23 protein-coding genes are annotated in these 26,005 nt (G+C 72.5%); 9 read left to right on the top strand and 14 right to left on the bottom strand.

Features of this window, described 5'->3' with window-relative positions; all coding sequences use genetic code 11:
• Window positions 1–120: 120 nt before the first annotated feature.
• Entirely contained in the window at window positions 121–696 is a 576-nt protein-coding gene (locus ACZ59A_RS24995; RefSeq protein ID WP_470962202.1) for a helix-turn-helix transcriptional regulator, read from the bottom strand.
• 561 nt (window positions 697–1,257) lie between these two features.
• Window positions 1,258–1,578: a hypothetical protein gene (locus ACZ59A_RS25000; protein WP_470962205.1), complete on the bottom strand. Its 321-nt coding sequence runs from the start codon at window positions 1,576–1,578 to the stop codon at window positions 1,258–1,260.
• A 19-nt stretch (window positions 1,579–1,597) separates the two neighbouring features.
• Between ACZ59A_RS25000 and ACZ59A_RS25005 the strand changes: the two genes are divergently transcribed.
• The 4 genes from ACZ59A_RS25005 to ACZ59A_RS25020 all read left to right on the top strand — a co-directional run bounded on the left by ACZ59A_RS25005 (window position 1,598) and on the right by ACZ59A_RS25020 (window position 7,884).
• On the top strand, window positions 1,598–1,894 hold the full coding sequence (locus ACZ59A_RS25005) for a hypothetical protein (RefSeq protein WP_470962207.1): 297 nt from the start codon (window positions 1,598–1,600) through the stop codon (window positions 1,892–1,894).
• Between the two features lie 126 nt (window positions 1,895–2,020).
• Window positions 2,021–6,457 (top strand): HAD-IC family P-type ATPase, encoded by a 4,437-nt coding sequence (locus ACZ59A_RS25010; protein ID WP_470962210.1) that lies wholly within the window; start codon window positions 2,021–2,023, stop codon window positions 6,455–6,457.
• Window positions 6,458–6,563: 106 nt separating this feature from the next.
• Window positions 6,564–6,803 carry a DUF6296 family protein gene (locus tag ACZ59A_RS25015; RefSeq protein WP_468043984.1) on the top strand — a complete coding sequence of 80 codons (240 nt, stop codon included), beginning with the start codon at window positions 6,564–6,566 and terminating at the stop codon, window positions 6,801–6,803.
• A gap of 91 nt (window positions 6,804–6,894) precedes the next feature.
• On the top strand, window positions 6,895–7,884 hold the full coding sequence (locus ACZ59A_RS25020) for a sigma-70 family RNA polymerase sigma factor (protein ID WP_470962213.1): 990 nt from the start codon (window positions 6,895–6,897) through the stop codon (window positions 7,882–7,884).
• On the opposite strand, the gene ACZ59A_RS25025 is transcribed toward ACZ59A_RS25020, so the two are convergent.
• Window positions 7,795–8,205, bottom strand: a complete 411-nt coding sequence (locus tag ACZ59A_RS25025) for an STAS domain-containing protein (protein ID WP_470962216.1) — start codon at window positions 8,203–8,205, stop codon at window positions 7,795–7,797. The two genes, ACZ59A_RS25020 and ACZ59A_RS25025, sit on opposite strands and share 90 nt — an antisense overlap.
• A 125-nt stretch (window positions 8,206–8,330) precedes the next feature.
• On the opposite strand from ACZ59A_RS25025, the gene ACZ59A_RS25030 reads away from it, so the two are divergent.
• Entirely contained in the window at window positions 8,331–8,789 is a 459-nt protein-coding gene (locus ACZ59A_RS25030) for a GNAT family N-acetyltransferase (RefSeq protein ID WP_470962219.1), read from the top strand.
• A 65-nt stretch (window positions 8,790–8,854) separates the two neighbouring features.
• Here ACZ59A_RS25030 and ACZ59A_RS25035 read toward each other — a convergent pair whose 3' ends face one another.
• The 3 genes from ACZ59A_RS25035 to ACZ59A_RS25045 all read right to left on the bottom strand — a co-directional run bounded on the left by ACZ59A_RS25035 (window position 8,855) and on the right by ACZ59A_RS25045 (window position 11,449).
• Window positions 8,855–9,592, bottom strand: a complete 738-nt coding sequence (locus ACZ59A_RS25035) for a glycoside hydrolase family 75 protein (protein ID WP_470962222.1) — start codon at window positions 9,590–9,592, stop codon at window positions 8,855–8,857.
• A 90-nt stretch (window positions 9,593–9,682) separates the two neighbouring features.
• Window positions 9,683–10,525 carry a class II fructose-bisphosphate aldolase gene (locus tag ACZ59A_RS25040; protein WP_470962225.1) on the bottom strand — a complete coding sequence of 281 codons (843 nt, stop codon included), beginning with the start codon at window positions 10,523–10,525 and terminating at the stop codon, window positions 9,683–9,685.
• A gap of 30 nt (window positions 10,526–10,555) precedes the next feature.
• Window positions 10,556–11,449: an SIS domain-containing protein gene (locus tag ACZ59A_RS25045; RefSeq protein WP_470962228.1), complete on the bottom strand. Its 894-nt coding sequence runs from the start codon at window positions 11,447–11,449 to the stop codon at window positions 10,556–10,558.
• 151 nt (window positions 11,450–11,600) lie between these two features.
• Between ACZ59A_RS25045 and ACZ59A_RS25050 the strand changes: the two genes are divergently transcribed.
• Window positions 11,601–12,389, top strand: a complete 789-nt coding sequence (locus tag ACZ59A_RS25050) for a DeoR/GlpR family DNA-binding transcription regulator (protein WP_470962231.1) — start codon at window positions 11,601–11,603, stop codon at window positions 12,387–12,389.
• Window positions 12,390–12,416: 27 nt separating this feature from the next.
• On the opposite strand, the gene aroQ is transcribed toward ACZ59A_RS25050, so the two are convergent.
• Window positions 12,417–12,890 (bottom strand): type II 3-dehydroquinate dehydratase, encoded by a 474-nt coding sequence (gene aroQ, locus ACZ59A_RS25055; RefSeq protein ID WP_470962234.1) that lies wholly within the window; start codon window positions 12,888–12,890, stop codon window positions 12,417–12,419.
• A 206-nt stretch (window positions 12,891–13,096) separates the two neighbouring features.
• On the opposite strand from aroQ, the gene ACZ59A_RS25060 reads away from it, so the two are divergent.
• Both ACZ59A_RS25060 and ACZ59A_RS25065 read left to right on the top strand, forming a co-directional pair.
• Window positions 13,097–13,456 carry an L-rhamnose mutarotase gene (locus ACZ59A_RS25060; RefSeq protein WP_470962237.1) on the top strand — a complete coding sequence of 120 codons (360 nt, stop codon included), beginning with the start codon at window positions 13,097–13,099 and terminating at the stop codon, window positions 13,454–13,456.
• A 199-nt stretch (window positions 13,457–13,655) separates the two neighbouring features.
• Window positions 13,656–15,317 carry a S1 family peptidase gene (locus tag ACZ59A_RS25065; RefSeq protein ID WP_470962240.1) on the top strand — a complete coding sequence of 554 codons (1,662 nt, stop codon included), beginning with the start codon at window positions 13,656–13,658 and terminating at the stop codon, window positions 15,315–15,317.
• 71 nt (window positions 15,318–15,388) lie between these two features.
• On the opposite strand, the gene ACZ59A_RS25070 is transcribed toward ACZ59A_RS25065, so the two are convergent.
• Both ACZ59A_RS25070 and polX read right to left on the bottom strand, forming a co-directional pair.
• Window positions 15,389–16,183: a uracil-DNA glycosylase gene (locus tag ACZ59A_RS25070; RefSeq protein WP_470962243.1), complete on the bottom strand. Its 795-nt coding sequence runs from the start codon at window positions 16,181–16,183 to the stop codon at window positions 15,389–15,391.
• Window positions 16,180–17,925 carry a DNA polymerase/3'-5' exonuclease PolX gene (gene polX / locus ACZ59A_RS25075; protein WP_470962246.1) on the bottom strand — a complete coding sequence of 582 codons (1,746 nt, stop codon included), beginning with the start codon at window positions 17,923–17,925 and terminating at the stop codon, window positions 16,180–16,182. The genes ACZ59A_RS25070 and polX overlap by 4 nt, the downstream gene beginning before the upstream one ends.
• 153 nt (window positions 17,926–18,078) lie before the next feature.
• Between polX and ACZ59A_RS25080 the strand changes: the two genes are divergently transcribed.
• Complete coding sequence (locus ACZ59A_RS25080) at window positions 18,079–19,236, top strand: baeRF2 domain-containing protein (RefSeq protein ID WP_470962249.1); 1,158 nt, start codon at window positions 18,079–18,081, stop codon at window positions 19,234–19,236.
• Window positions 19,237–19,631: 395 nt separating this feature from the next.
• On the opposite strand, the gene ACZ59A_RS25085 is transcribed toward ACZ59A_RS25080, so the two are convergent.
• The 5 genes from ACZ59A_RS25085 to ACZ59A_RS25105 form a co-directional block, all read right to left on the bottom strand.
• Window positions 19,632–20,315: an HdeD family acid-resistance protein gene (locus ACZ59A_RS25085; protein WP_470962252.1), complete on the bottom strand. Its 684-nt coding sequence runs from the start codon at window positions 20,313–20,315 to the stop codon at window positions 19,632–19,634.
• Window positions 20,316–20,402: 87 nt separating this feature from the next.
• On the bottom strand, window positions 20,403–21,239 hold the full coding sequence (locus ACZ59A_RS25090; protein WP_470962255.1) for an SDR family oxidoreductase: 837 nt from the start codon (window positions 21,237–21,239) through the stop codon (window positions 20,403–20,405).
• Between the two features lie 155 nt (window positions 21,240–21,394).
• The gene (locus ACZ59A_RS25095) at window positions 21,395–22,219 is read right to left on the bottom strand and encodes a SigB/SigF/SigG family RNA polymerase sigma factor (protein WP_470962258.1); all 825 of its coding nucleotides are present in this window, start codon (window positions 22,217–22,219) and stop codon (window positions 21,395–21,397) included.
• A gap of 196 nt (window positions 22,220–22,415) precedes the next feature.
• Window positions 22,416–23,339 carry an AEC family transporter gene (locus ACZ59A_RS25100; protein ID WP_470962261.1) on the bottom strand — a complete coding sequence of 308 codons (924 nt, stop codon included), beginning with the start codon at window positions 23,337–23,339 and terminating at the stop codon, window positions 22,416–22,418.
• Between the two features lie 184 nt (window positions 23,340–23,523).
• The gene (locus tag ACZ59A_RS25105; protein ID WP_470962264.1) at window positions 23,524–25,827 is read right to left on the bottom strand and encodes a glycoside hydrolase family 3 N-terminal domain-containing protein; all 2,304 of its coding nucleotides are present in this window, start codon (window positions 25,825–25,827) and stop codon (window positions 23,524–23,526) included.
• Window positions 25,828–26,005 lie beyond the last annotated feature (178 nt).

Here is a 26,005-nt window from a genome sequence, read left to right on the forward strand (position 1 = left end):
CCGTACGGGGCGCTGGAGGAGCCGCGTGGGGCGGTGGAGGAGGTGGCCGACGGAACCCCCGAACTCGTCGGCCACCAGGAGCGCGAACCTCGCCTGGCGAAGAGTCACTTCACGGTCGCGTCACTTGACGAAATCCGGGCGGACCCGGGCGGGCCAGGTGCCGACGGTCAGCATGCCCGCCGCGTACGCGCGCGAGACCAGGGCCGCACGGTTGGGCGCCTTCATCTTCCGCAGCATCGATCCCACGTGGTACTCGACGCCTTGGCGGCTGAGATAGAGCTTGGCGGCCATCTGCACGGTCGAGGCGCCCGTCGCCACGCCCTCCAGTATCTGCGCCTCCAGCGGTGACAGCAGATTGCGGCGCTGGGCTGTGGCGTCGTCCTCGGCCTTCTCGTCGTCCGGCTTGACCAGGACGACGATCGCCGAGAGTGCGTCGGACGGGCCCTGGACGGCCGTACCGGTCAACTCGCCCGAGAACACCCGGCCTCCCGAGCGGTAGCCGACCACGCGCTCGGTGAAGCGGGTGCGCCGGCCGTCGTGCAGCCGCAGGAAGTGCTCCCGCAGGACCGCGGGGGCGCTGGGGTCGAGCAGGTCGAAGAGATTGCGGCCGCACAGCTCGGCCGAGGTTCCGCCGAAGTGCCGGAAGAAGTCCTCGTCCCCGGCGAGGACTTGGAGGTCCGGAGCGAGGGTAGCCATGCCGGTGGCGTGGCGACCGGGCACGGCGCGGGCCCGGTTCCGGTCATGGGTTAAGCCCGAAGCTGTCTGTCCGGGCAGGCGACGGGCCGCCTGAGTGGTGTGGGGGTGAGCCATGGAGAGCACCGCTTTCTGTTGTCTCAACAACGGCATGGTCGTGCGTAATCCGAGAAAAGCTGAGGTCGCGGCCCTGCCACCAGCCACCGGACCGGCGCCGGAACCGAGTCGTGGGACGGTTCCAGTGACGGGTGTTAGATGCGCTTCATGGTATATACCAACGTTTCGACTGCTTGCCGCAGCCCGTTTGTGGTCAACTTCTGCCCGTTTCTTGCCCGTCTGACCTGATGAAACGGTCAAAGGCACTGCTGATCGGGGAAAGCGGGCATCGGCGGCGCATCGTGAAGTCTCGGGGATTCCCTAGTCTGTCCCGTTCCCTCTCCATGGGTACCGGAATTCTGCCTCGGATCCACGCAACCCGCCGTCCCCGCGCGGCGGATGCGAAATCGCCGCCCGGGGATGGCTGGTCCGCCCTGTTCGGGTCCGCCCGGTTCGGGCCCTGCGGGCTCAGGTCTTGCGGGCTCCGGCCTTGCGGGTCCCGGACGGGGGCGCCATGACCCCGCCGCGCCGCAGTACCGCGTAGCCGACGCCGACGCCCAACGCCACCGGCCATTCGATGATCTCGGCGGCGCCCAGCACTCCGAGCCCCGCGTACAGCGGGAGTCCGCCCTTGGCGGGCAGTACCCGGCGGGCCGCCGCGATCGGCATCAGTGCCATGTTCGCGGCGTCCTTCGCCACGCGGCCGACGCGGTCGCCGTCGATGCGGTCGAGATGGGTCGCGCTCGCGGTCGCGCTCGCGGCGCGGTCCAGCCGCGTCGCCTGCGCCACGTGGCCGAGGCTGGGGACCGTGACGGTGATCCGGTGGTCGCCCTTCTGCGCGGTGGGCTTCGCCGACTTCGCCGCCTTGGCCGTCTTCGACCTCTGCGTACTCTTCGCCGCCTTCGATTTCCCCGATGGCGCGGACTTGGCGGCGGCCGCGGACTTGGGAGCGGTCGCGGTCTTCGACGGGGCCCGGCTCTTCGATGTGGCCTGGCTCCGGGCCGACTTGCCGGTGCCGCGCGCCGACGACCGTGCCGTTGCGGAAGTGCTGCGCTTGCGGGAGCTGGTGGGAGTGGTCACTGGTCTCACGTCCACACATGATTGACGTCCGGAATCTTCTTCCTATTTCAGGGTAATCGGAATCAACCGGACAGGCCGCTCCACACGGAAACCGCGCCGCGGACAACACGGAAACCGCGCCACGGACGCCGACACACCGGAGGTCTCACCGATGACGATGCTGCCTGGGCTGTACTTGATGAAACCCCCGATGCTGGAGCCCCTCGCCCACGGAGTGGCCACCCGGGTACGGGACGCCGCCGGTGCGGTCGGCCGGCTGGTCCACCCGCCCGGTCGCGGGGTGTGGTCGTACCCGGGCCGCTACTACATCGAGGTGCACGGTGTGCACGGCATCGGCGGCGAGCAGGTGGCGAGCCGGGTGGAACAGGCCCTCGAAAAGCATCCGGGCGTGCTGTGGGCACGGGTGAACGCACCCTCCGAGCGGGTCGTCGTCGCCGTCACGAAGCCGCCCCCTCGCGAAGGGGAACTGGTCGCCCTGATCGAGCGCGCCGAGACCCGCGGCCCCGCCGTGCCCACCGAGGAGTTCGACGAATGGGCCCCGGAGCCACGCCACCCCTCGGGCGGGGCGCGGGAGGCCCAGTCCCTCGCCGTGGTCGCCGCGGACGTTCTGGGCCTGAGCGTCGCCACCACCCTGCGGCTGGTCCCGTGGCTCCGGCTCCCGGCCGAGGCGAGCGCGTCCCTGTCCGCCATCCAGAACCATCCCCGGCTGCGCCGCCTGGCCCTGGCCATCACCCGCGGTGAGCCCACGGAGGCGGCCCTGCCCGTGCTGAGCGCGCTGACCCAGGGCGTGGCCACCCGCGGCGGCGGGCTCGCCCTCGACCTCGCCCAGCGCCTGGCCCTGTGGCGGGAGGCCGCGGCCGAGGGCGAGGCATGGGCGGCGATGGAACCGCATCTGGTGCACGGGCCCCAGGACGTGGCCGCGGAGCCCATCGTGGTGGAGCGGCCCGGCCCCACCCCCAAGGACAGCATGGAGCGGTTCGCGGAGCGGTCCATGGCCGCCGGAGCGGTGGCCGGTGCTCTCGCCGTGCCCTTCGCGGGACCGCGCCGCGGGCTGGCCGTCGCGTTCGCCTCCACCCCGAAGGCGCCCGGCGCCGGGCGGGAGGGCTTCGCCACCAGCCTCGGCCGCTTTCTGGCCCTGCGCGGCGCCCTGGCCATGGACCGCAGCGCCCTGCGGCGGCTCGGCCAGGTCGACACCGTGGTGCTCGACGAGGCGGCGCTGCGCGGCGACCGGTACGAGCCCATCGACCTGGAACTCCTCGGCGGCGCCGACCCCGAGCAGGCCGCCGGGCGGCTCTTCGACCTCTTCGACCCGGACGAGCCCCTGGAGGTCCGGCGCGACAACGGATGGGTGCTGGGGCCGCTGGACCGGCTCGAGCTGACCGGCCGCACCGGCCGCCATACCGCCGCCAGGCTGCGCCGAAGGGGCAGCGAGCGGACCCTCGGCCTGGCCCGGGGACACCGGCTCCAGGCGGTCGCCGGGCTCGCCGCCCAGGCGGTCCCCGGCGCCGAGGCGGTGGCGGCGGCCGCCCGCCGGGCGGGCGCGCGCATCGTCCTGGCCACCGACCGGACGCCTCCGACGGCCTTCACCTTCGCCGACGCGGTGGTACCGGCGGGCCGCCGTCTGGTGGCCTCCGTACGCGGCCTCCAGGCCGACGGCGCGGTCGTCATGCTGCTGTCCGGGAACCGCCGGGCCCTGGGCGCGTCCGACTGCGGCGTCGGCATCCACCACGAGGGCGAGCCGCCCGCCTGGGGCGCCCATCTGCTCGTCGGCGCCGACCTGGAGTCGGCCGGAATCATCGTGGACGCGGTCGGCGTGGCCGCCCAGGTGGACCGGGAGAGCGCCCTGCTGTCGGCCGGCGGCAGCGGCATCGGCGCGGTCGCCGCCCTCAAGGCCCCCCGCGCCCAGGCCACCGCGCGCGGCGCGGCGGTCGGCACCACCGCGGGGGTCCTCGCGTTCGGCCTCGGCAACTGGCGCGCCCGGCAGCTGCTCTCCCGCCCGCTGGTGCCCCCGGTGGCCACCACCCCCTGGCACCTGATGCCCGTCCCCCGGGTGCTGGAGCGGCTGTCGTCCGACGCCGACCTGGGGCTGACCCCGGAGCAGGCCGCGACCCGGGCCGGTAAGGCGCCCACCCGCACCGGAGAGCCGACCGGCACCAGCCTCCCGGCGGCGTTCATCGAGGAGCTGGCCAACCCGCTCACCCCGGTCCTCGCCGCCGGGGCCGCGCTCGCCGCCGCCGTCGGCTCGCGCACCGACGCCGCGCTCGTCGCGGCCATCACCGCCACCTCGGCGCTCGTCGGCGGCTTCCAGCGGGTCAGGACCGAGCGGGCGCTCGCCGAGCTGTTCGCCAGGTCCGCGGTCGGCGCCCGGGTGCGCCGCGGCGGTACGGAACGCCTGGTCACCGCCGGGGACCTGGTCCTCGGGGACATCATCACGCTGGGCCCGGAGGACGTGGTCCCGGCCGACTGCCGGGTGCTGGAGGCCGACGGTCTGGAGGTCGACGAGTCCTCGCTGACCGGCGAATCCCTGCCGGTGGCCAAGAACCCGGCGCCGGTGGTGGCCGCGCAGATCACCCAGCGCCGCTCGATGCTGTACGAGGGCACCACCGTCTCCGCCGGGCGCGCGCAGGCCGTCGTCGTGGCCACCGGGCCGTCCACCGAGGTCGGCCGCAGCCTGGCCACCGCCCGCCGCGCCGCGCCCGTGACCGGCGTCGAGGCGCGGCTCACCTCGCTCACCCGTTCCAGCGTCCCCATCGCGATCGGATCGGCCGCCGCCGTGTCCGGGGCCGGGCTGCTGCACGGCCTCCCGCTGACCGAGAACCTGGCCTCGGCGGTCAACCTCGCCGTCGCCTCCGTACCCGAGGGCCTGCCGTTCCTCGTCAACGCGGCACAGCTGGCCGCCGCCCGGCGGCTGGCCGACCTCGGCGCCCTGGTCCGCAACCCGCGCACCATCGAGGCGCTCGGCCGCGCCGACGTGCTGTGCTTCGACAAGACCGGCACGCTCACCGAGGGCACCCTCCAGCTCGCGGCGGTCAGCGACGGCGGCGGCCCGCAGCCCGCCGACCGGCTCGACACCCCGCGCAAGGACGTGCTCGCGGCCGCCCTGCGGGCCACCCCGCCCGCCCGTCAGGCCGAGCCCATGGCCCACCAGACCGACCGCGCGGTCATGGCCGGGGCGCGCCGGGCCGGGGTCGCGGTGCGCCGGGGCGCACCGCGCTGGCGGCGCACCGACGCACTGCCCTTCGAGCCCTCCCGCGCCTATCACGCCACCGCCGGGTCCACCGCGCGCGGCACCCTGCTGAGCGTGAAGGGCGCCCCGGAGAGCGTGCTGGAGCGCTGCGTCCGCAGGCAGCCGCCCGGCGGGGCGGCGAGCACCGCCCTGGACGACGGCGGCATCGCCGAACTGACCGCGACCGCCGAGGAGCTGGCCGGGGCCGGGCGCCGGGTCCTGGCCGTGGCCGAGCGACCCATGCGGGCGGGGGAGCAGCTCACCGACGAGTCGGTACGGGACCTGGTCTTCCGCGGGTTCATCGCGCTGGCCGACCCGGTCCGTACCAGCGCCGCCCCCGCGACCGCGCGGCTGCGCGAGGCGGGCGTGCACACCGTGATGCTCACCGGCGATCACCCGGCGACCGCCGAGTCCATCGCGGCCACCGTCATCGAGGCCACCGAGCTGAAGGTGTGCACCGGGCCCGATCTGGACGAGATGGGCGACGCCGAGCTGGACGAGCTGCTGCCCGCGGTGGACGTCATCGCCCGGTGCAGCCCGCACCACAAGGTGCGCATCGTGCAGGCGTACCAGCGCCTCGGCCGGGTGGTGGCGATGACCGGCGACGGCGCCAACGACGCCCCCGCGATCCGGCTCGCGGATATCGGGATCGCCCTGGGGCGGCGCGGCACCCCCGCCGCGACCGCCGCCGCGGACCTCGTCGTCACCGACGACCGCCTGGAGACGATCGTGTCGGCCCTGATGGAAGGGCGGGCGATGTGGGCCTCGGTACGGGCCGCGCTCGCCATCCTCATCGGCGGCAACCTCGGCGAGGTCACCTTCAGCGTGCTCGCCTCCGCCATCGCGGGCAGCACCCCGCTGACCGCCCGGCAGATCATGCTCGTCAACCTGCTGACCGACCTCGCCCCCGCGCTGGCCATCGCGGTGCGCGAACCGACCGGACACACCGGCGAGCGGCTGCTCAAGGAGGGCCCCAGCCGCTCCCTGGGCACCGCGCTGAACCGGGAGATGATGCTGCGCGGCATCATCACGGCCGCCGGTGCGGGCGTGGCGTGGACGGGCGCGCGGCTCACTGGCCGCAAACGCCGGGCCAGTACGGTGGCGCTCGTCGCCCTGGTCGGTACGCAGCTGGCGCAGACCCTGGCCACCGGGGGCCTGGACCGGCATGTGCTGATCGCCGGAATCGGCTCGGCCGCGGTCCTCGCGGGCATCATCCAGACGCCCGGTGTGAGCCAGTTCTTCGACTGCACCCCCCTCGGCCCGCTCGCCTGGGGGATCACCCTCGGCTCCATCGCCGCGGCCACCGTCATCGGCTCGGTCATGACCCCGCTGGCCCGCGACGCGGTCGCCCCGGAAACCTGACAGCCGCGCCGGGCGCCCCGACCCTCTTGCGGTGCCGGGTCTGTTCGATAGTGTTGATTGTCCCGGTTTGGGAATTGAGGGCGGGTCTGTGCGGGAGGAGTGCGCGATGCCGCGACGAGAGAGATACGAGCTGATTTTCGCCGACCCGGTCGCCCCGGAGCCGGAGGCCGAGGACATCGTGATGGTGCACCGCACGGACTCCAGCGGTCCCGGCGGACACCCCGTCTACGCGGACGACACGGGCATAGTGCGGGCCGAGATCAGCGACCGCGCCGAGGTGCGGATGATCGCCAGCGGCGGGCACCAGGTGCATGCGTCGATGGTCCGCGCGCGGCCGGTGACGTGAGTGGATCGCGCAGGTCAGGGGATTTGTCGGTGCCGCGCGCTAGCTTTCCTCCCATGGGAGTCCGCAGAAGCAGAACGATCGAGGTGCGTCGATGAGTGATGTCGCGGCAGTGGACGGCACGGCCGGTGCCGAGCTCCAGCTGGAGCCGTACCGGGTCCAGCTCACCGGTTACTGCTACCGGATGCTGGGCTCGGCGTTCGAGGCGGAGGACGCCGTGCAGGAGACGATGGTCCGCGCCTGGCGGGGGCTGGACCGCTTCGAGGGGCGGTCGGCGCTGCGCTCGTGGCTGTACCGCATCGCGACCAACGTCTGTCTGGACATGCTGAACGGGAACAAGCGCCGGGCCCGCCCGATGGACCTCACCGCCGTGTCCTCGGCGACTCCCGCCACCCTCACCGCACAGCCGGAGGCCACCTGGGTCGGGCCGGTGCCCGACGGGCAGGTGCTGGCCGACGGCGGGGACCCCGCCGACGTCGCCGCCCAGCGGGACGCGGTGCGGCTGGCGTTCGTGGCCGCGCTCCAGCACCTGGCTCCGCGCCAGCGCGCGGTGCTCATCCTGCGGGAGGTGCTGGCCTGGAAGGCGTCCGAGGTCGCCGAGCTGCTGGACACCACGGTCGCGTCGGTCAACAGCGCGCTGCAGCGCGCCCGGGCCACGCTCGCCGCGACCGAGATCAGCGACACCGATCCGGTCAAGCCGCTGGACGAGGAGCAGCGCGCGCTGCTCGCCCGCTACGTCGACGCCTTCGAGCGCTACGACCTGGACTCCCTCACCTCGCTCCTCCACGAGGACGCCACCTTGTCCATGCCGCCCTACGAGCTGTGGCTGCGCGGCCATGACGACATCCGCACCTGGCTGCTGGGGCACGGCATCGGCTGCCGCGGCTCCCGGCTGGTCCCTACCGTGGCGAACGGGGCACCGGCCTTCGGCCAGTACCGGCCGGGCGGACCGGGCGGCGCCCATGAGCCCTGGGCGCTCCAGGTCCTGGAGATATCAGCCGGGCGGATCACCGGGCTCAACTCCTTCCTCGACACCGAGCGGCTGTTCCCCCTGTTCGGCCTCCCGGCCCGGCTCGACCCGTAACGTCGCGGGCGCGGTCAGCACCTCGTCCAGCCCCGCCAGGGCGAGCACCTCGGCCAGCTCACCGCCGGTGTTCCGCAGCCGCATCTCCCGCCCCAGGCGGCGGGCGGTCAGCCGCAACCGGGCCAGGGCCTCGACCATGGTCAGATCCGGTCGGTGCACCGCGCCCACGTCCACGGTGACGGGACCGGGGGCGCTGCGGTCCACCACCTCGCGCAGCCGTTCGCACAGCCGCTCCACCTCGGCGCGGGTCTCCGGCGGCCGGTCGAGGACCAGGACGGCCGGGGGAAGCACGGGCGGGCTCTCGGGCTCGGGACCGGCCAACGTCCACCTCCTGTTGTGGGGCGCGCGGTGGCACGCGCGCTCATCAGAAGGGACCCTCCGGGCCGGGAAAAATCATCGCCGCACCGCCGCTGGCCGCACGGGGGAGCCGGTGCCACGATCGGCGCATGACGACACGACGGCTGAGAGCCGGGCGCGAGGAGGAGGCCGGGGCGCTGACCGAGCTGGCGCTGCGGTCGAAGGGCCACTGGGGGTATGACGAGGAGTTCCTGGCCGCCTGCCGGAAGGAACTGACGATGCGCGAGGGCGAGTTGGCGGCCCGTCGGACCACGGTTGCCGAGGAGGGCGGCCGGGTGCTGGGATTCTCCACCCTGGAGGGCACCGCCCCGCAGGGGTGGGTGGGAATGCTGTTCGTCGACCCGCCCGCGATCGGCCGGGGAGTGGGGCGGCTGCTGTACCGGGAGGTGCTGGAGACGGCGGGCCGCCTCGGCTTCACCCGGCTGACCATCGACGCCGATCCGTATGCCGAGCCTTTCTACCTGGCCATGGGGGCGCGGCGTATCGGCACCGCCCCGTCGGGCTCCGTCCCGGGCCGGATGCTGCCGCTGCTGGAAGCCCTGCCGTGACGCCTGTGGCCGCCGGGCCCGAGGGCAGGCCCGGCGGCCGCCGTGCGCTGCGGGATCGGGCGGGGTCAGTTGTTCTGGACGAACTGCTTGGCGAGGCCGTCGCCGACCGAGACCGCCTTGTCGTGGTTCTCGATGGGGGACACCGAGGAGTTCTTGAACAGGATGTACGTCACGCCCGACTCCGCGCCGCCCGTCTCCGGGTCGGGGTCGATGCCGAGCGCGTCGGCCGTGGCGTAGGACGCCTCGCCGATGATCTTGGTCGGGCCGGTGTCGCCGACCACCGCGTACTCGACCTTGTTGTTGTAGATGACGGCGACCACGCCGCCGCCCTTGATGCCGGACTTGGAGTAGTCCCACGTGGAACTCTTGCTGGGCACCACCACATAGGGCAGCTTGTCGGCGATCAGGGGCTTGCCGTTCGACTGGTGGAAGGCCGTGTCGTCCTGGAACCACGGGTCGGTGTCCCCGTTGCACCGGGACGTCACCTGGCCGTCGCAGTCGACGTCCATGTCCGCCTTCCAGAAGACCGCGCCAGCGGCGTCGCAGACCGGCACGGTGGCCGAGGTCTCGTCGTCGGTGCGGTATTTGCCGCTGGATATCTGTGAACAGCTCTTGACCTTGGCGAGTAACTGCGCGGCCGTGACGGAGCCTTCCTTGACCGAGCCTGCTGTGGCCGAGCCTGCTTCGACCGAGGCCGTGTCGGGGGCGGGTGCGGGGGCCCGGGTGGTGGCCTGGGCCCCGGCAGTGAGGGATCCGGCCAGCAGCCCGGCACCGGCCAGGACGAACGCGAGTCGTGTGCGCATGGGACACTCCTCTGTTAGGAACCTTTCCTAACCTCCCCCGCATCGTGGCGATCTGATGAGATCATGTCAACAGTCATGCGCCGCGCGGTCTCAGCGCGGCACGGCGCGCACCAGGGCCAGCAGCCGGGTCACCTCGCGGGCCACCGCCTCGCGCGCCGCCGCGACATAGCGGCGCGGGTCGACCACCTCGGGATGGTCGGCCAGATGGTCGCGGATCGCCCGGGTGTAGGCCACGTTGAGGTGGGTCGCGATGTTCACCTTCGTCAGACCCGCCGCGACGGCACGGGTCAGATCGGCCTCGGGCACCCCGGAGGAGCCGTGCAGCACCAGCGGTACGGGCACGGCCGCGCGCAGCGCCGCGACCAGCTCCAGGTCCACCACCGCCTCCTTGACCACCATGGCGTGCGAGGTGCCCACCGCGACCGCGAGCGCGTCCACGCCCGTCGCCGCGACATAGGCGGCGGCCTCGGCCGGATCGGTCCGGGCGCCGGGCGCGTGCACCCCGTCCTTGCCGCCCACCTCGCCCAGCTCCGCCTCGACCCACACCCCGGCCGCGTGGCAGTCGGCCGCCACCGCCGCGGTGGCTGCCACGTTGCCGTCGTAATCGCGCGCCGAGGCGTCGAACATCACGGACCCGAAGCCGAGTCCGAGCGCCTCCCGCACCAGCTCCGGTGCGGTGGCATGGTCCAGATGCACCGCGACCGGGACCCGCGCGGCGCGGGCGACCTCGACGGTGGCCCGGCCGATCGCGGCCAGGGCGCCGTGATACCGCACCGCGTTCTCGCTGATCTGGAGGATGACCGGAGCCCCGGCCGCCTCCGCCCCGGCCACGATCGCCTGGGCGTGCTCGATCTGGATCACATTGAACGCACCCGCGCCGAGCCTGCCCCGGACGGCAGGCCCGACGATCTCAGCGGTGGCCACCAGCGGCATGGCCCGCCTCCCTTCCCCCGCTCCGCCCGCTCAACCGAGGATCACCGAGCGGCTGAGGTTCCGGGGCCGGTCGGGGTCGAGGCCGCGCGCCACCGCGATCGCCACCGCCAGCCGCTGCACCAGCACCAGTTCGGCCAGCGGATCGCGGCCGTATCCGATGAGACGGCCACCGGGTTCGGTGACCTCCTTCTCCGCCAGCCCGGACGGGCCCTCGCCGAGCCACCACACCACGCTGCGCGGGCCGGTGACGCTGATCGGCCCGTGCCGGTACTCCATCACCGGATACGCTTCGGTCCACGCGCCCGCGGCCTCGCGCATCTTGAGCGCGGCCTCCTGCGCGACGCCGTACGTCCAGCCGCGCCCCAGGAACGTGAACTGGCCCGCCTCCGCGAGCCCGTCGGGCAGCGGCGCGGCGAGCGCCGCCGCGCCGTCCTCGACCACGCCGGACAGGCCATGCCCCAGGTGGGCGCGGAGAAAGGCCAGTTCGGTGGTGGCCCAGCGGGTCTGCACCACCGACCGCTCATCCGCGAAGTCGAGCACGACCGCCGTGTCCGCCAGGGCGGTGACCGGGGAGCCGGGGACCGCGGTGATGACGGCGGTGGACACCGTGCCCGGTATCCGGCCCAGCAGCTCCAGTACCTCGGTCGTGGTGCCCGACCGGGAGAGTGCGAGCACCCGGTCGTAGGGGCGCCCGGCCGGCATCTCCGACGCCGCGAACGCGTCCGTCTCGCCCTCGCCCCTGCCTTCGCGCAGCGCCGCGTACGCCTGGGCGATGAACCACGAGGTGCCGCAGCCGACGACGGCGACCCGCTCACCGGTCCGGGGCAGCGCCTCGCGCGCCGGTCCGTCCGGATCCCGGGCCAGCTCGATGGCGCGGCGCCAGCAGTCGGGCTGGCTCGCGATCTCGGTCTCGGTGTGGCTCATGGGGCTCCCCAGCTCGGCTTCCCAGCGGACGCGAATGCTCGAAGATGCTTCCTACGGCCTGATAATGCGCATGATATTGCATAGATGTCCAGAGTGCGGACACTCGGGGTAAGGTGATCCGCGACGGTACGACGGGGGTCGAGGAGACGGCGTGAAACGGCCCGAGCGCTGGAACGCCCTGCTGGAGCTGCTGGGCAGGGACGGCAAGGTCGAGGTCGAGGAGGCCGCCGCCGAGCTGGCCGTGTCTCCTGCCACCATCCGGCGGGACCTGGACGAACTCGCGCAGCAGCAGATGCTCACCCGCACCCGCGGCGGAGCGGTCGCGCACAACCTGTCGTACGACCTTCCGCTGCGCTACAAGACCGCCCGGCGCGCCTCGGAGAAGCAGCGGATCGGCATCGCCGTAGCCCGCATGGTCGATCCCGGGGCGGTCGTCGGCCTCAACGGCGGGACCACCACCACCGAAATCGCCCGCGCCATCGCCACCCGCGGCGAACTGTCCGGCTCCGAGGGCGGCGGCCCGGCCGTCACCGTCGTGACGAACGCCCTGAACATCGCCCATGAGCTGGCGGTACGCCCGCACATCAAGATCGTGCTCACCGGCGGGGTGGCCCGCCCCCAGTCGTTCGAACTGATGGGGCCGCTGGCCACCGGGGTGCTGGCCGAGGTCTCCCTCGATCTGGCCGTCCTCGGCGTGGACGCGCTGGACCCCGAGCGGGGCGCGGCCGCCCACCACGAGGGCGAGGCCAGCATCAATCACCTCATGGCCGGTCGCGCGGCCCGGGTGGTCGTGGCGGCCGACAGCTCCAAGCTCGGCCGCCGGGCGTTCGCCCGGATCTGCGCGCTCGAGGAGATCGAGGTGCTGGTCACGGACACCGGCGCCACCGAGGAGGCCATCGCCCCGTACATCGAGGCCGGTGTCCGCGTCATCCGGGCCTGACGGGCCCGGGCTTCACCGCTTCGGGGCCTACTTCTTCATGGCCGCGAGCAGCGTGGCGGCCCGCTCCACCGCGAAGGCGTAGCCCTGAATGCCGCATCCGGCGATCACGCCACTGGCGAGCGCGGAGACATAGGAGTGCTGCCGGAAGGGCTCGCGCTGGTGGATGTTGGAGATGTGCACCTCCAGGATCGGCATGTCGTCGCAGGTCGCCAGCGCGTCGCGCAGGGCCACCGAGGTGTGGGAGTAACCGGCCGGGTTGATGATGATGGCCGCGTGCCGTTCCCGGGCTTCCTGGATCCAGTCGATCAGCTGCCCCTCGTGGTTGCTCTGCCGGCAGTCGGTGGTGAGCCCGTGCGGGGCGGCCGTCTCCGTGACCAGCTTCTCGACGTCGGCCAGGCTGTCGGTGCCGTAGATCTCCGGCTGGCGGAGGCCGAGCAGGTTCAGGTTCGGCCCGTTGAGAACCAAGATCGTGGAACGGTCGCGCACGGGGGTGTTGGCCATGTCGTCGGGGTCCTTCCGTGGTCGTCGTCGGCGGGAGCGGGCGTTCCGGGGATCGCGCCGCTCCGCGAGGCATCGTAGATCGCGGCGACGGCTTCCGGCGCCCGGTGGTCCATGAGATCACCGCTGGACCGTTGGCGGCCGGGCCCGGACGGGGCAGAGTGGCTCCGGGCATATGCCGTGACGAGAGTGGATGAAGGGAGACACCGATGCGCGTGGCGCTGCACTCGGTCCTCAAGGAGGGCCAGGAATCGGGCTACGAACGGGAGCACGCCACGGTTCCGGCGGATCTGCTGGAGTCGCTGGGGCGGGCCGGGATCACCAACTGGCGGATCTGGCGCAGCGGCCGCCATCTCTTCCACCTCGTGGACTGCGAGGACTTCGCCGCGGCGATGGCGGCGCTGGACGAGGACCCCGTCAACCACCGCTGGCAGGAGTTCATCGGCGAGTACGTCGACCACTTCGAGACCACGGACGGCTCCCCGGCCGAGGGCTCGGCGCAGATGGCCCTGGGGGAGGTATGGGAACTGCGCGCCCAGGCCGCCCGGGCGGCCGGTGACGCGGGCTGAGGGTGCGGAACCGGCGGACCCTACCGCTCCGGATCGATCGGCGCAGCCATTCATCACACTGTGAGTCATGGTGAGAACCGAGTAAACGCCTCCCGTATTCGGTGGTGGCCCTGCGCGGGAGCGTGGCGGAACGCAACAGGCGATCCGCACACGCTCCGCGCCCCCCTACTGGAGGTCAGTGTTGAGCCACCACCGACGTGTGAACAAGCGGACCCTCGCCGTTTCCGGAGCTGCTGTTGTCGCGCTCGGGGCAGCCGCCCTTCTGCTGCCCAATGCCAATGCGAGCCAGGACAAGACGACGGACGTGAAGACCTTCTCGTCCCCTTCGGCAGTGAAACTCGCGCGGAGCCTCGCCTCTGACCTCGGTGACAATGGCGCTGGCTGGTACTTCAACAACGACACGAGCCAACTGGTCATGAACGTCATGACCGAGGACGCGGCGAAGACCGTGGAAGCCCAGGGCGCCGTCGCCAAGATCGTGCAGAACAGCATGGCCGAGCTGAAGGCCGCCACCGGCACCCTGAGCACCGACGCCTCGGTGGCCGGTACCGCCTGGTCCATCGACCCGGTGACGAACAAGGTCCGGGTGACCGCGGACAAGACCGTGACCGGTACGAAGTGGGCCACGCTGACCAAGGCCACGGACGCGATGGACGGCATGGTGACCGTCCAGCGGACGAAGGGCGAGTTCAAGAGGTTCGACGGCGGCGACACGGAGCAGCCGGGTGCCGAGGGCGCCAACGGCGGTGGCGCCGGGGCCGGTGACGCGGCGGGCGACGCGGCCGCTGGGGGTGCGGACGACGCGGCCGCTGGGGGCGCGGGTGACGCGGGTGCCGGTGGTGCGGGTGATGCCGGTGCCGGTGCCGGTGGCGCCGGGGACGCGGGCGCTGGTGGTGCGGGTGACGCGGGCGCTGGTGGCGCCGGGGAAGCGGCCGGTGGTGCCGGGGACGCCGCGGGCGGTGCCGGCGACGCTGCCGGTGGCGCGGGCGGTGGCGACGCGGCGGCCGGCGGTGTCGTCGGCGGCGATGCCATCTTCGGCGGTGGCGCGCGTTGCTCCCTCGGCTTCAACGTCAGCGTCGACGGAGCCCCCGGCTTCCTGACCGCGGGCCACTGCGGCAACGAGTCCGAGACCTGGACCGCGGACCAGGCGGGTGCCCAAGCGCTGGGCACGGTCCAGGACACCAAGTTCCCCGAGACCGACTTCGCGCTGGTGATGTACGACGACGCGACCACCCAGCCGGAGAGCGCGGTCAAGCTCGCCAACGGCAGCAACCAGGCGATCGGCCGGGCCGTCGAGGCCAGCGTGGGCCTTGAGGTCCAGCGCTCCGGCAGTACGACGGGCGTCAGCGATGGCGAGGTCACGGGCCTCAACGCCACCGTGAACTACGGCGGTGGCGACATCGTCAACGGTCTCATCCAGACGAACGTGTGCGCGGAGCCGGGCGACAGCGGTGGCGCGATGTTCGCCGGGGACGCGGCGGTCGGCCTCACCTCCGGTGGCAGCGGCGACTGCACCCAGGGTGGCGAGACGTTCTTCCAGCCGGTGACCGGAGCCCTGGAGGCCACGGGCGCGGTGATCGGCGCCGGTGACGCAGGCGCGGGCGATGCCGGTGGCGCCGCCGCCGGTGCCGAAGGCGCCGCGAATGCCGGTGCGGGCGATGAAGGCGCCGCCAACGCCGGTGCCGAGGGCGCCGCCAACGCCGGTGCGGGTGCCGCGGGCGCTGCCAACGCGGGCGCGGGTGCCGAGGGCGCCGCGAATGCCGGTGCGGGTGCCGGTGCCAACGCGGGCGCGGGCGCCGGTACGGGCGACCAGAGCGGCGCCGGAGCCGGTGACGCCGCCAGCGGGGCCGGGGACAACTGACCCGGCCCACCCCCTGAACGAGGCCCCGGGCGCCCTCCTGCCCCAGTGCCCGGGGCCTCACCTTCCCCTCGTCAGCCACCCTCCGGCGCGGGGCCGAGCGGAGCGGCGGGTGGCGGCAGCAGCCCGGCCGCCTCCGCCGCCGCGCCGAGTACGTCGTGCAGCATGGCCGGGGTGAGCCGGCCGGTGAAGGTGTTCTGCTGGCTCACGTGGTAGCAGCCGAACACCCGCAGCGGGGCACCCCCGTCGGCGGCCTCCAGCGTGATCCGCGCGCCGTGTCCGAAGGCGGGCCGCGGCCGCGGCACCGTCCATCCGGCGGCCGTCAGCGCGGGCAGGGCGGCCTGCCAGCCGAATGCCCCGAGGACCACCACCGAGCGCAGCGTCGGCCGTAGCAGACGCAGTTCCCGCTCCAGCCACGGGCGGCAGGTGTCCCGCTCCCCGGGAGTGGGGCGGTTGGCGGGCGGGGCGCAGTGCACCGGCGCGGTGACGCGGACCCCGCGCAGGGCGAGACCGTCGCCGCGGTGGGTGGCGGTGGGCTGGCTGGCCAGGCCGACGGTGTGCAGCGCCGCGTACAGGAAGTCGCCCGAGCGGTCGCCGGTGAACATCCGGCCGGTGCGGTTGGCGCCGTGCGCGGCCGGGGCGAGACCTACCAGGGCGAGCGCCGCGTCCGGAGGGCCGAACCCGGGCACCGGCCGGGCCCAGTAGTCCCAGTCGGCGAAGGCGGCCCTTTTGGTACGGCCCACCTCCTCCCGCCACGCGACCAGCCGCGGGCAGGCGCGGCACCGGCACACCCGCGCGTCCAGCTCGGCGAGCGTGCGGGCGCCGGGTGCCCGGCGGGCGGGCTCGGTACGCGGATCCATTGCGGTCATACGTCGCGCGGGTGCCCCGATCCCTTGCGCAGGAAACGCCTCAGCCGGGTCAGCGGCCAGGTGTTGATGACATCGTCGGTGGTCAGCCAGCCGCGCTGGGCCATGCCCACCCCGAACCGCGGATTGGCGAGGTCCGGCGTCGAGTGTGCGTCGCTGTCGATGGCGAACACCACGCCGTACTCCTTCGCCCGCAGGATGTTCTCGTCCGACAGGTCCAGCCGGTTCGGATGCGCGTTGATCTCCAGTGCGGTGCCGGTACGGGCACACGCGGCGAACACCGCGTCCAGATCGGCGTCGACCCCGGGCCGCTTGCCGAGGATCCGGGTCGTCGGATGGCCGATGATGTTGACGTGCGGGTTCTCGCAGGCCCGCAGGAACCGCCGGGTCATGGTGTCCCGGTCCTGGCCGAACTGCGTGTGCACCGAGGCCACGCACAGATCGAAGCCGTCGAGGAAGTCATCGGGCCAGTCCACCTCCCCGTCGGCGTCGATGTTCAGCTCCACACCGTGCAGCAGCCGCATGTCCCGGCGCCCGCGCCCGCGGTCCATGGCACGCAGCCGCTCCCGCTGGGCGAGGATCTTCTCCTTCGTCATCTGCTGCATATAGAGCTTCGGAGCGTGGTCGGTGACGGCGTAGTACGCGTAGCCGCGCCCCTCCGCCGTGGCGATCATGTTCTCCAGCGGTTCGAGGCCATCGGTGAGATCGGTGTGGGTGTGCAGATCGCCGCGCAGATCGGATTCGCCTACCAGCAAGGGCAGTTGGCCCTCCAGCGCGGCCTTCACCTCGCCGCGGTCCTCGCGCAGGGTCGGCGGGATCCAGTCCATGCCGAGCCGTGCGTACACGTCCTCCTCGCTGCGCGAGGCGATCTTCTTCCCGCTCTTGGTCTCGAAGAGGCCGTACTCGGAGAGCTTGAGGCCATGGCGCACCGCGATCGCGCGGACGCGGATGTTGTGGGCCTTGGAGCCGGTGAAATACAGCAGCCCCGCGCCCCAGGAGTCGAGCGGCAGCACCCGCAGATCCACCTGGAGCCCCTTGGTGGTGCGGATGGAGGTCTTCTTCTCGCCGTGCGCGATGACCTCGGTGGTGTACGGGAGCGCGGTGAACGCGTCCATGAACGGGGCCGATTCGGCCGCCGCCACCAGGATGTCCACATCGCCCACGGTCTCCCGCATCCGGCGCAGCGACCCGGCGTAGGCCACCCGCTCACAGCCCCGCACCCGGGACAGCGCGGCCACGATGTCGTCGGCGAGGTCCATGGCCCGGTCGAGCGGGACCCGGCCGCCCGCGGCCCGCAGCAGCCCGATGCCGTGCGCGATGTTCTCCTCGGACTTCGGCCCGAAGCCCTTGAGGTCGCGCAGCCGGTGTTCATCGATCGCGGTGGCCAACTGCTCGATCGAGGCGATGTCCAGCTCCTCGTACAGCAGCATGGCCTTCTTCGGCCCGAGCGCCGGGATCGCGGTCAGCTCCCGCACTCCGGCGGGGATCGCGGCGCGCGCCTTCTCGACGGCGGGCACCTGCCCTGTGCGCAGATACTCCACGACCTTCTCGGCGATCGACTTGCCGACGTTGGGGATCTCCCGGAGCCCCTTCACATCGAGCCCCGCGACATCGGCGGGATGGCCGCCGATCGACCGTGCGGCCTTCTCGTAGGCGCGCGCCCGGAACGCGTCCCCGCCTGTGATCAGGAGGAGATCGGCGTACTCACGCAGGAGGGCTTCGACCTCCTCGTTGGAGCGAGCCATGGGACAAATTCTAGTCGCGGAACGGCCGGACAGCCCTGGCGATCCCGGGGAGCTGGAGGGATCCTTGGTTCGAGAAGCGCCCGACGTGGCCCACGTGGCGCGGCGGTCCGGACGTCCGTCCGGGTCGTGTGTTTCCCCGGTTTGGGGGAGGTCATGGACGTTGGATTCCTGAAGCCGTTGTTCGATCGTCCCGGTCCGTGGGCGTGCGTCTACCTCGACACCTCGCGTGCCACGGAGGACGCCCCCACGCGGCGCCGGTTGCGGGAGCGGTTCGTGGCCGGTCAGCTGACCGCCCAGGGCGCCGACCCGCGCACCCGTGAGGCGGTGGTGAGCAGACTGGCCGGTGAGCGGGCGGCCACCGCGTCCGCCGGACGGGCGCTGTTCGCGGCGGACGGCGAGGTGGTGCTCGACCTGCCGCTGGCCGCGTCCCCGGGCGACGTCGTGACGTCCTGGTCGCCGCTGCCCCGGGTGGCGCCGCTGGCGTCGCTGCGCGGCGAGTGGCCGTCGTGCCTGGTGGTGTACGTCGACCGGACGGGCGCCGACGTGGAGCTGCGCGACGAGGGCGGGGCCCGCCCGGTGTGCCGCACCGCGGGCGGGGCGCCGCGGGGCCGCGGCCACCGGTCGATGCCCGCCGACCGGTACGAGTGGCACTACCGCAACCGGGTCGAGAACGGCTGGGAGCACACGGCGGGTCTCGTCGCCGAGGAGCTGGTACGGCAGTGGCCGGACAGCGGCGCGCCGCTGCTGGTCCTGGCGGGCGATCCGCGCGAGCGCAGGGCGGTGCGCGACCGGCTGCCCGAGCCGCTGCGGGACCGGGCGGTGGAGGCGCGGCACGGCAGCCGGGCGCCCGGATCCGCCCGGGAGCTTCTGGAGGCGGAGATCGACCATGCCCGCGCGGACCGCGCCCGGGCCCATCTGGAAGCCGTACTCGATCTCTTCCGCGCCGGGCGCGGCCGCCCCGGCGGGCACGTCGCGAGCGGCCACGACGGCTCCGCGCCGAGCGGGGCGGCGGAGGGGGTGCCCGCGGTGGTGGAGGCGGTGCGCAGCCATCAGGCGGCCACGCTGCTGCTGGGGCAGGCGGGCGGCGACATGCGCCATGAGGTGTGGGTAGGGCCCGGCGCCGATCAGGTGGCGGTGCAGCGGGCCCAGGCGCGGGCGCTGGGCGTGAGCACGCCCGAACCGGCGCGGGCGGACGACGCGCTGATGCGGTCCGCGGTGGTGGCCGACACCGAGGTGCTGCTGGTCCCCGAGGGCGTGTCCGGACCGGCCGGGGGACTGGGCGCGGTGCTGCGCTGGCACGGACAGGGCTGAGCGCGCCTCGCAGTCGGTACGCCGGTCGGGAGCGGCCCCTGAGCGCACGAGATCTGAAATCGTGTCGAAAGGTATTTTCTCGGCGAGTCAGTCACCTGAGGGAAGTTCACACTTTTGTATGCTTTCTTCAGCGCGTCGTTCCCCCTGTCGGACAGTCACTGTCCGTACGGTCACGAAAGGGGCTCCATATGCAGACGATGGAGGTTCGCCCACCGGTACCCAGCCGTTCCAGTAGTAGATGGCGCCGATACGGTCGGCTCGCCGCCGCGAACTTCGTGCGGGGCGCGTCGTATGCGAGCGGCACCGCGGCCATCGGTCTGATGGCGTGGTGGGTGCAGACCCACTAGCCCCCCTGGTTGTCGCGACAGCCGCTCGGGGGCGGCTGTCGCGGCGGTTCACGGCTGCGGATGGGGCTGCTGACGGAAGCGGAAGCCGTGATGCGCCTTGCGGGGCGCGTGGCCTCCCAGCCGGGCCCGCAGCTGGATTCCGTGAATGACCTCGATGATGCCCAGAACGAGCAGCCAGACGCCGGTCACCAGGGTGAGCGCGGCGATGGAGCCGAAGGGCGACACGATCAGCACGATCCCGGCCAGGGCACTGACGACACCGAGGAAGATCTGCCAGCCGCGGGCGGGGATTTCCCTGTCCTGGACGGCCATGACGGTGTGCATGACGCCCCGCAGCAGCCAGGCGAAGCCGATCCACAGCGCGAGCAGCAGGATCGACTGGGCCGGGCCACGGAAGCAGATCAGGCCCAGGAACACGCTCACCGCGCCGCTGACGAAGCTGAGGACACGCATCGACCGCGGGACGTGCGCCCCGAAGGCCCCGACCAGCGAGAAGATCCCGCTGATCAGCAGGTACACGCCGAACAGGGCGCCGACCACGGCCAGGGTGGCCGAGGGCCACACCAGCACCAGCAGCCCCAGCACGATGGCGGCCAGGCCCGCGGTCAGCAGAACCTGCCAGGCGGAGTCCGACAGGGTGCCCAGGAGACCGCCGGGGGAGCGGTCCTGGCCGGTGGGGCGCTCATTACGCTGATCATCGGAGTCACGCGAGTTATCCGAGGGGAACGTCATCGTCGTCCACCTCCTTGAGGGAACAGTGACACCACCATCGTCGCTCCACCCGCGCCTTATCGCCCGACGGCGGCGCTCCGGCCGAGGTCAGCCGCCCGTCGCGAAGCCGGGGAAGAGGGTCATCCCGCCGTCCACGTAGAGCGTGGTGCCCACGACGTAGTCGCAGAGGTCGGACGCGAGGACGACGACGGCGTGCGCGATGTCCCGCGGGTCCCCGATCCGGCCGTACGGGATCAGCTCCAGCAGAGCCGTACGGGCCTCCTCGGTGTCCCACGCGTCGCGGTTGATCGGGGTCTTGATGGCGCCCGGCGCGACCGCGTTCACCCTGATCTTCTCCGGCGCCAGCTCCTGGGCCATGGTCTGCATCATCATCGCCACGCCGCCCTTGGACGACGCGTAGTTCACATGCCCGGCCCAGGGGATGATCTGGTGGACCGAGCTGACGCAGATGATCTTCCCGGCCGCCCGCGACACCTCCGGGACGACACCGCGCCGCTGGAACTCCTTGACCGCCTCCCTGGCGCACAGAAACTGGCCGGTGAGGTTGACGGAGAGCACCTTCTCCCAGTCCGCCAGGGTCATCTTCACCATCGGGGCGTCACGCTGGAGGCCCGCGTTGGCGACCAGGATGTCGATCGTGCCGAGCCGGTCGACCATGGCGGACACCATGCCGACCACCTGGTCCTCCTGCGACACATCCGCCTGGTGGGCGTACGCGCGCACACCATGGCCCTCGATCTCCTTCACCACGGCCTCGGCGGCGGGCCGGTCGGAGACGTAGTTGACGACGACATCCGCGCCCGCGCGCCCCAGGGCGATCGCGGTGGCCTTGCCGATGCCCGAGTTGGCCCCGGTCACCAGCGCCTTCTGGCCCATGAGGAGCTTGAGGTCGGACACCGCGGGCGGGCCTTGGGGGGTGGTCATGGGCGTTCTCCTTCGCTGGGCGTCCGTGGGTCGCGCGCCCCGACCCTCGCAGCCCGGAGCGGATCCGTCGCTCTCCACGGCGCCGCGGTCACCCGCTGAGGCGATGCACATCGTTCCAGCGGCGCAACGCGGGGGAGCGGCGGACGGCGCGCGGTTCAGCCGGCGCTCGGCTCGGCCATGGCCTGGGCGCGCAGCGTCGAGCAGGTGCGGTTGATGAGCCGGGAGACATGCATCTGGGAGATGCCGAGCTGCTCGGCGATCCGGCTCTGGGTCATGTCGCAGAAGAACCGCATGTAGAGGATCTCGCGCTCCCGGGCGGGCAGCCGCCGGAGCCCGGGGCGCACCGCCTCGCGGTCCACCACGCGGTCGTACGCGGGCTCCTGGCCGCCGAGCGTGTCCGCGAGCGAGTAGCCGTCGTCCGCGCCGGTCAGCTGGGCGTCCAGGGACAGCGGGGTGAAGCTGCCCATGGCCTCCATGCCGACGCGCACCTCCTTCTCGGTGAGGCCGGTGCGCTCGGCGATGGCCTCGGTGGGGACCGTGGCGTCGTCGAGGGAGTGGGACAGCTCGCGGTGTGCGGCCCGCACCCGGTTGCGCAGCTCCTGGACCCGGCGCGGGACGTGCAGCACCCACAGGTGGTCCCGGAAGTGGCGCTTGATCTCGCCGACGACGGTGGGCACCGCGAAACCCGCGAACGCCGTGCCGTGTTCGGGGTCGTACCGCTTGACGGCCTTCACCAGGCCCAGCGCGGCCACCTGCTCCAGATCCTCTAAGGATTCCCCCCGGTTGCGGTACTGGCGGGCCAGTCGCCGCGCCATCGGCATCCACGCCTCCACCACCCGCTGCCGCAGCGCCTCCTTCTCGGGGCCCTCGGGGAGGCGGGCCATCTCGTGGAACTCGGCGCTGGTGTCGGGGGCATCGTCATGCGGGTGCTTCGAGGAACCGGACCGGGGACGTGCCGTGTGCTGCGCTGCGGTCGTCATGTCACACACCTCTCCTGCGATGGACTGACGGGTCGCCTGGGACCGTGGTCGCTGCCATGCGGGAGCGCGCAGAATACGGACCGGTGGGCCGCGTCCTGGAGCGGTCGAACTGCTCCCGCGAGGCGTGCCTCCGGTCCGAAGCACGAATAATCGCCTGCCCGGGGCCTCCGGCGGTAAACCCCACCGGGCCCCGGGCTCAGCCCAGCAGCGCCGCCACCGTGAGGAGCACGGGCGCGGCCAGCACCGTGGACAGCAGGATGGATTCGCGGGCCAGGATGGTGCTCGTGTCGTAGCGCACGGCGTAGGTGAACAGGTTCTGCGCCGCGGGGAGCGCGGAGGTGACGACGGCCGCGAAGAGGGCGGGGCCGCTGAGCCCGAAGACACCGGCCGCGATGGCCCATGCCACCACCGGCTGGCCGAAGGACTTCAGCGCCACGGACAGCAGCACCGGGCCGCGCTCCTCGCCCCGCCCGGGAAGCTCACTGCCCGGCAGCGAGATCCCGAAGGCCAGCAGCACGGCGGGGACGGCCATGCTGCCCACCAGGTTGAACGGTTCCATGACGGGCCCGGGCACCCGCCACCCCGTGGCGGCCACCGCGACCCCGGACAGCGAGCCGATCACGATGGGGTTGCGGAACGGGGTGGTCAGGCGGCGCAGTACCGAGGGCGGGTGTTCGCCGGGGCGGCTGAGGTCGATGACGGTGAGCGCGATCGGGGTCATCACCAGCTGCTGGAACAGCAGCACCGGGGCGACGAGGGACGCGTCGCCGAGGACGTACACGGCGATCGGGATGCCGAGGTTGCCCGCGTTCACATAACTGGCGCACAGGGCGCCTATCGTGGTGCGGCCCACGCTCCACTTGCGTACCGCGCCGACCGTGACGAACACGCCCGCCACCACGAAGGTGCTCAGGGCCGTGACCAGCAGCGGGGTCGAGACGACGACGGCGAGGTGGGCATGGGCCAGCGTGGTGAACAGCAGCGCGGGCGAGGCCACGTTGAAGGAGAGCTTGGTCAGCACCTCCCGGCCCTGCCCGCCCAACGCCCCGCGGCGACCGAGCACATAGCCGGTGACGATGATGCTCGCGATGACACCGAAACCGGTGATCACACCGCCCACGGGACCTCCGCCCGGCCGGAGTTCCGGGGGGCCGCGCGGTGTCGCGGGACGGGGTGGCTTCTCGGCATGCGGGGCGAGGGGCGGGGCGCGGCGGTCATGGGCGAGGTCTTCCCGGGCTGGAGTTGTCAGCATGCACCCTACAAGTAACCCGGGCGGGCTGTGCAGAAGACCGGACGCCGTCCCACTATGTGATCGTGAGGGTGGTCTCACTCCTCGCCAGCGAGCTGTCGCCCGCGTAGATCTGGATCTCGCCCTTCTCCACCGTGAACGTGCCGTCCCGGTCATGGGTCCAGAAGCCCAGATCCTCGGCGCCCAGCCGGAACCGGACGGTGGTGGACTTCCCCGCGCCGAGGGTGATCCTGCGGAACCCGCACAGCCGCCGCACCGGTTGTACGAGGCTGGCCACCGGGTCGCGCAGATACACCTGCACCACCTCGTCCCCCTCGTGCTCCCCGGTGTTGCGCACCGCGACCGCCACCTCCACGGTGTCGCCCTCGCGCAGCGCGTCGGCCGTGATCCGGCTGACGGACAGCTTCGGCCCGCCGATGTCGAAGGTGGTGTAGCTGAGGCCGTGGCCGAAGGCGAACTGCGGGCCGTCGGCGAGGTCGAGGTACTTGGACGTGTACTTGTCGTCCGGGTTGTAGGGGCGCCCGGTGTTCTCGTGGTTGTAGTAGACGGGGATCTGCCCGACCGAGCGCGGGAAGGACACGGGCAGCTTGCCGCCCGGGTTCACGGTGCCGAACAGGACGTCCGCGATGGCATTGCCGCCCTCGATGCCCGGATGCCACGCCTGGAGCACCGCGGGTGCCGAGTCCAGCCAGCCACTCATCACCAGCGGGCGCCCGCTGACCTGGACCACCACGAAGGGCGTGCCGGTGTCCGCGATGGCCGCGATCAGCTTCTCCTGCTGCCCGGGCAGGCTGATGTCGCTGCGTACGGCCGCCTCCCCGCTGAGCTCCGAGGCTTCCCCGACCACGACGATCGCCACTTCGGCCGCCCTGGCCACCGTGGCGGCCTTCGCGATGCCGTCGGTGTCCTTCCCCGCCGGGTCCACTCCGGGGGCATGGCTGACCCGGGCCTTCGGCGCGGCGTCCTTGACCGCGTCGAGGACGGTGACCGGCGGGAACGCGTCCGCCCAGGGCCCGGCCCAGGAGCCGCGCAGATCGGTGGAGTCGGCGAAGGGGCCGACGACGGCGATGGAGGAGACGGACCGGCCGAGAGGGAGGAGCGCCTTCTTCTCCTTCTTCGGCGGGGTGTTCTTGAGCAGCACCATGGTGCGCGCGGCGGTCTCGCGGGCCGCCGCCCGGGACGCCTTCGTGGGCTCGTTGACCGCCGCGTCCTCGTCCACGTAGGGGTGCTCGAAGAGCCCGAGCCGGAACTTCAGGCGCAGGATGCGGGCCACCGCGTCGTCCAGCCGGGCCGTGGTGATCGCGCCGCTGCGCAGCAGCCGCTTGCCATGGTCGGCGAGGGTGGTGCTGACCATCTCCATGTCGACCCCGGCGTTCAGCGCCAGCCGTCCGGCGTCGGCCTGGTCGGCGGCGAAGCCGTGGACCGTCAACTCCTGAACGCCGTTGTAGTCGCTGACGACGACGCCGTCGAACTTCCACTCGCCCTTGAGGATGTCGGTGAGGGTGTGCGGGTTGCCATGGGCCGGGACCCCGCTGATGGTGTTGAAGCTCGCCATCATGGTGGCCACCCCGGCGTCCACGGCCGCCAGGAAGGGACCGAGGTAGAGGTTGCGCAGCCGGGCCTCGGAGACGTCCACCGTGTTGTAGTCGCGCCCGCCCTCGGCGCCGCCGTACGCGACGAAGTGCTTGGCGCACGCCGCGAGCCGGTCCTTGGACCGCAGGTCCTCGCCCTGGTAGCCGCGGGTCTTGGCGGCGGCGAACGCGGCCGTCAGATGCGGGTCCTCGCCGTTGCCCTCGGAGATCCGGCCCCAGCGCGGTTCGTGGGTGACGTCCATCATGGGGGAGAAGGCCCAGTGCACCCCGACGGAGCGGGCCTCCTTCGCCGACACCTCGGCGTCCCGCTCGGCCACCGCCGGGTCGAAGCTCGCGGCCTGGGCCAGCGGGATCGGGAAGGTGGTCCACATGCCGTGGATGACATCGAGCCCGAACAGCAGCGGAATGCCCAGACGTGATTCCTCGACGGCGATCCGCTGGAGCGTGTTGGTGGTCTTCGCCCCGTAGATGCTGAGAACGGAGCCGAGCCGTCCCTGGCGGGCCGCCTTCTCCGCCTCGGCGGTCTGTCCGCCGCCGGGCCCGGTGTCGCCGGTCCAGCCGAGCTGCTGGAGCTGGCCCAGCTTCTCCTCGACCGTCATCTTCCCCAGCAGGGCCTGGACTTCGGCCTCGTACGGCGCGGGCTCCGCCGCGGGCCGCTCGCCGGGGCCCGGCCGCTCCCGGGCGTGGGCCGTGCCGGTCGCGGCCTTGCCCGCGATGGCCGTGCCACCGGCCGCGGCGAGCACCGTTCGTCTGCGCACACCATTCATGTTCTTCGCCCCTTGAAGAGAATTGAAGGGTTCTGCAGGTGTTCGACGGTTCGATCTTTCAAAAGTTGAACCGAAGTTACGGAGCCGTTTCCGCGGCGTCAAGGGTTCCTATTGACGGGTGTCGTGCGGGATCCCATACTCATCGCCACGGTTAACCGTGAACGGTTAACTGGTTTCC

Source organism: Streptomyces sp. NPDC040405 (assembly GCF_055595765.1).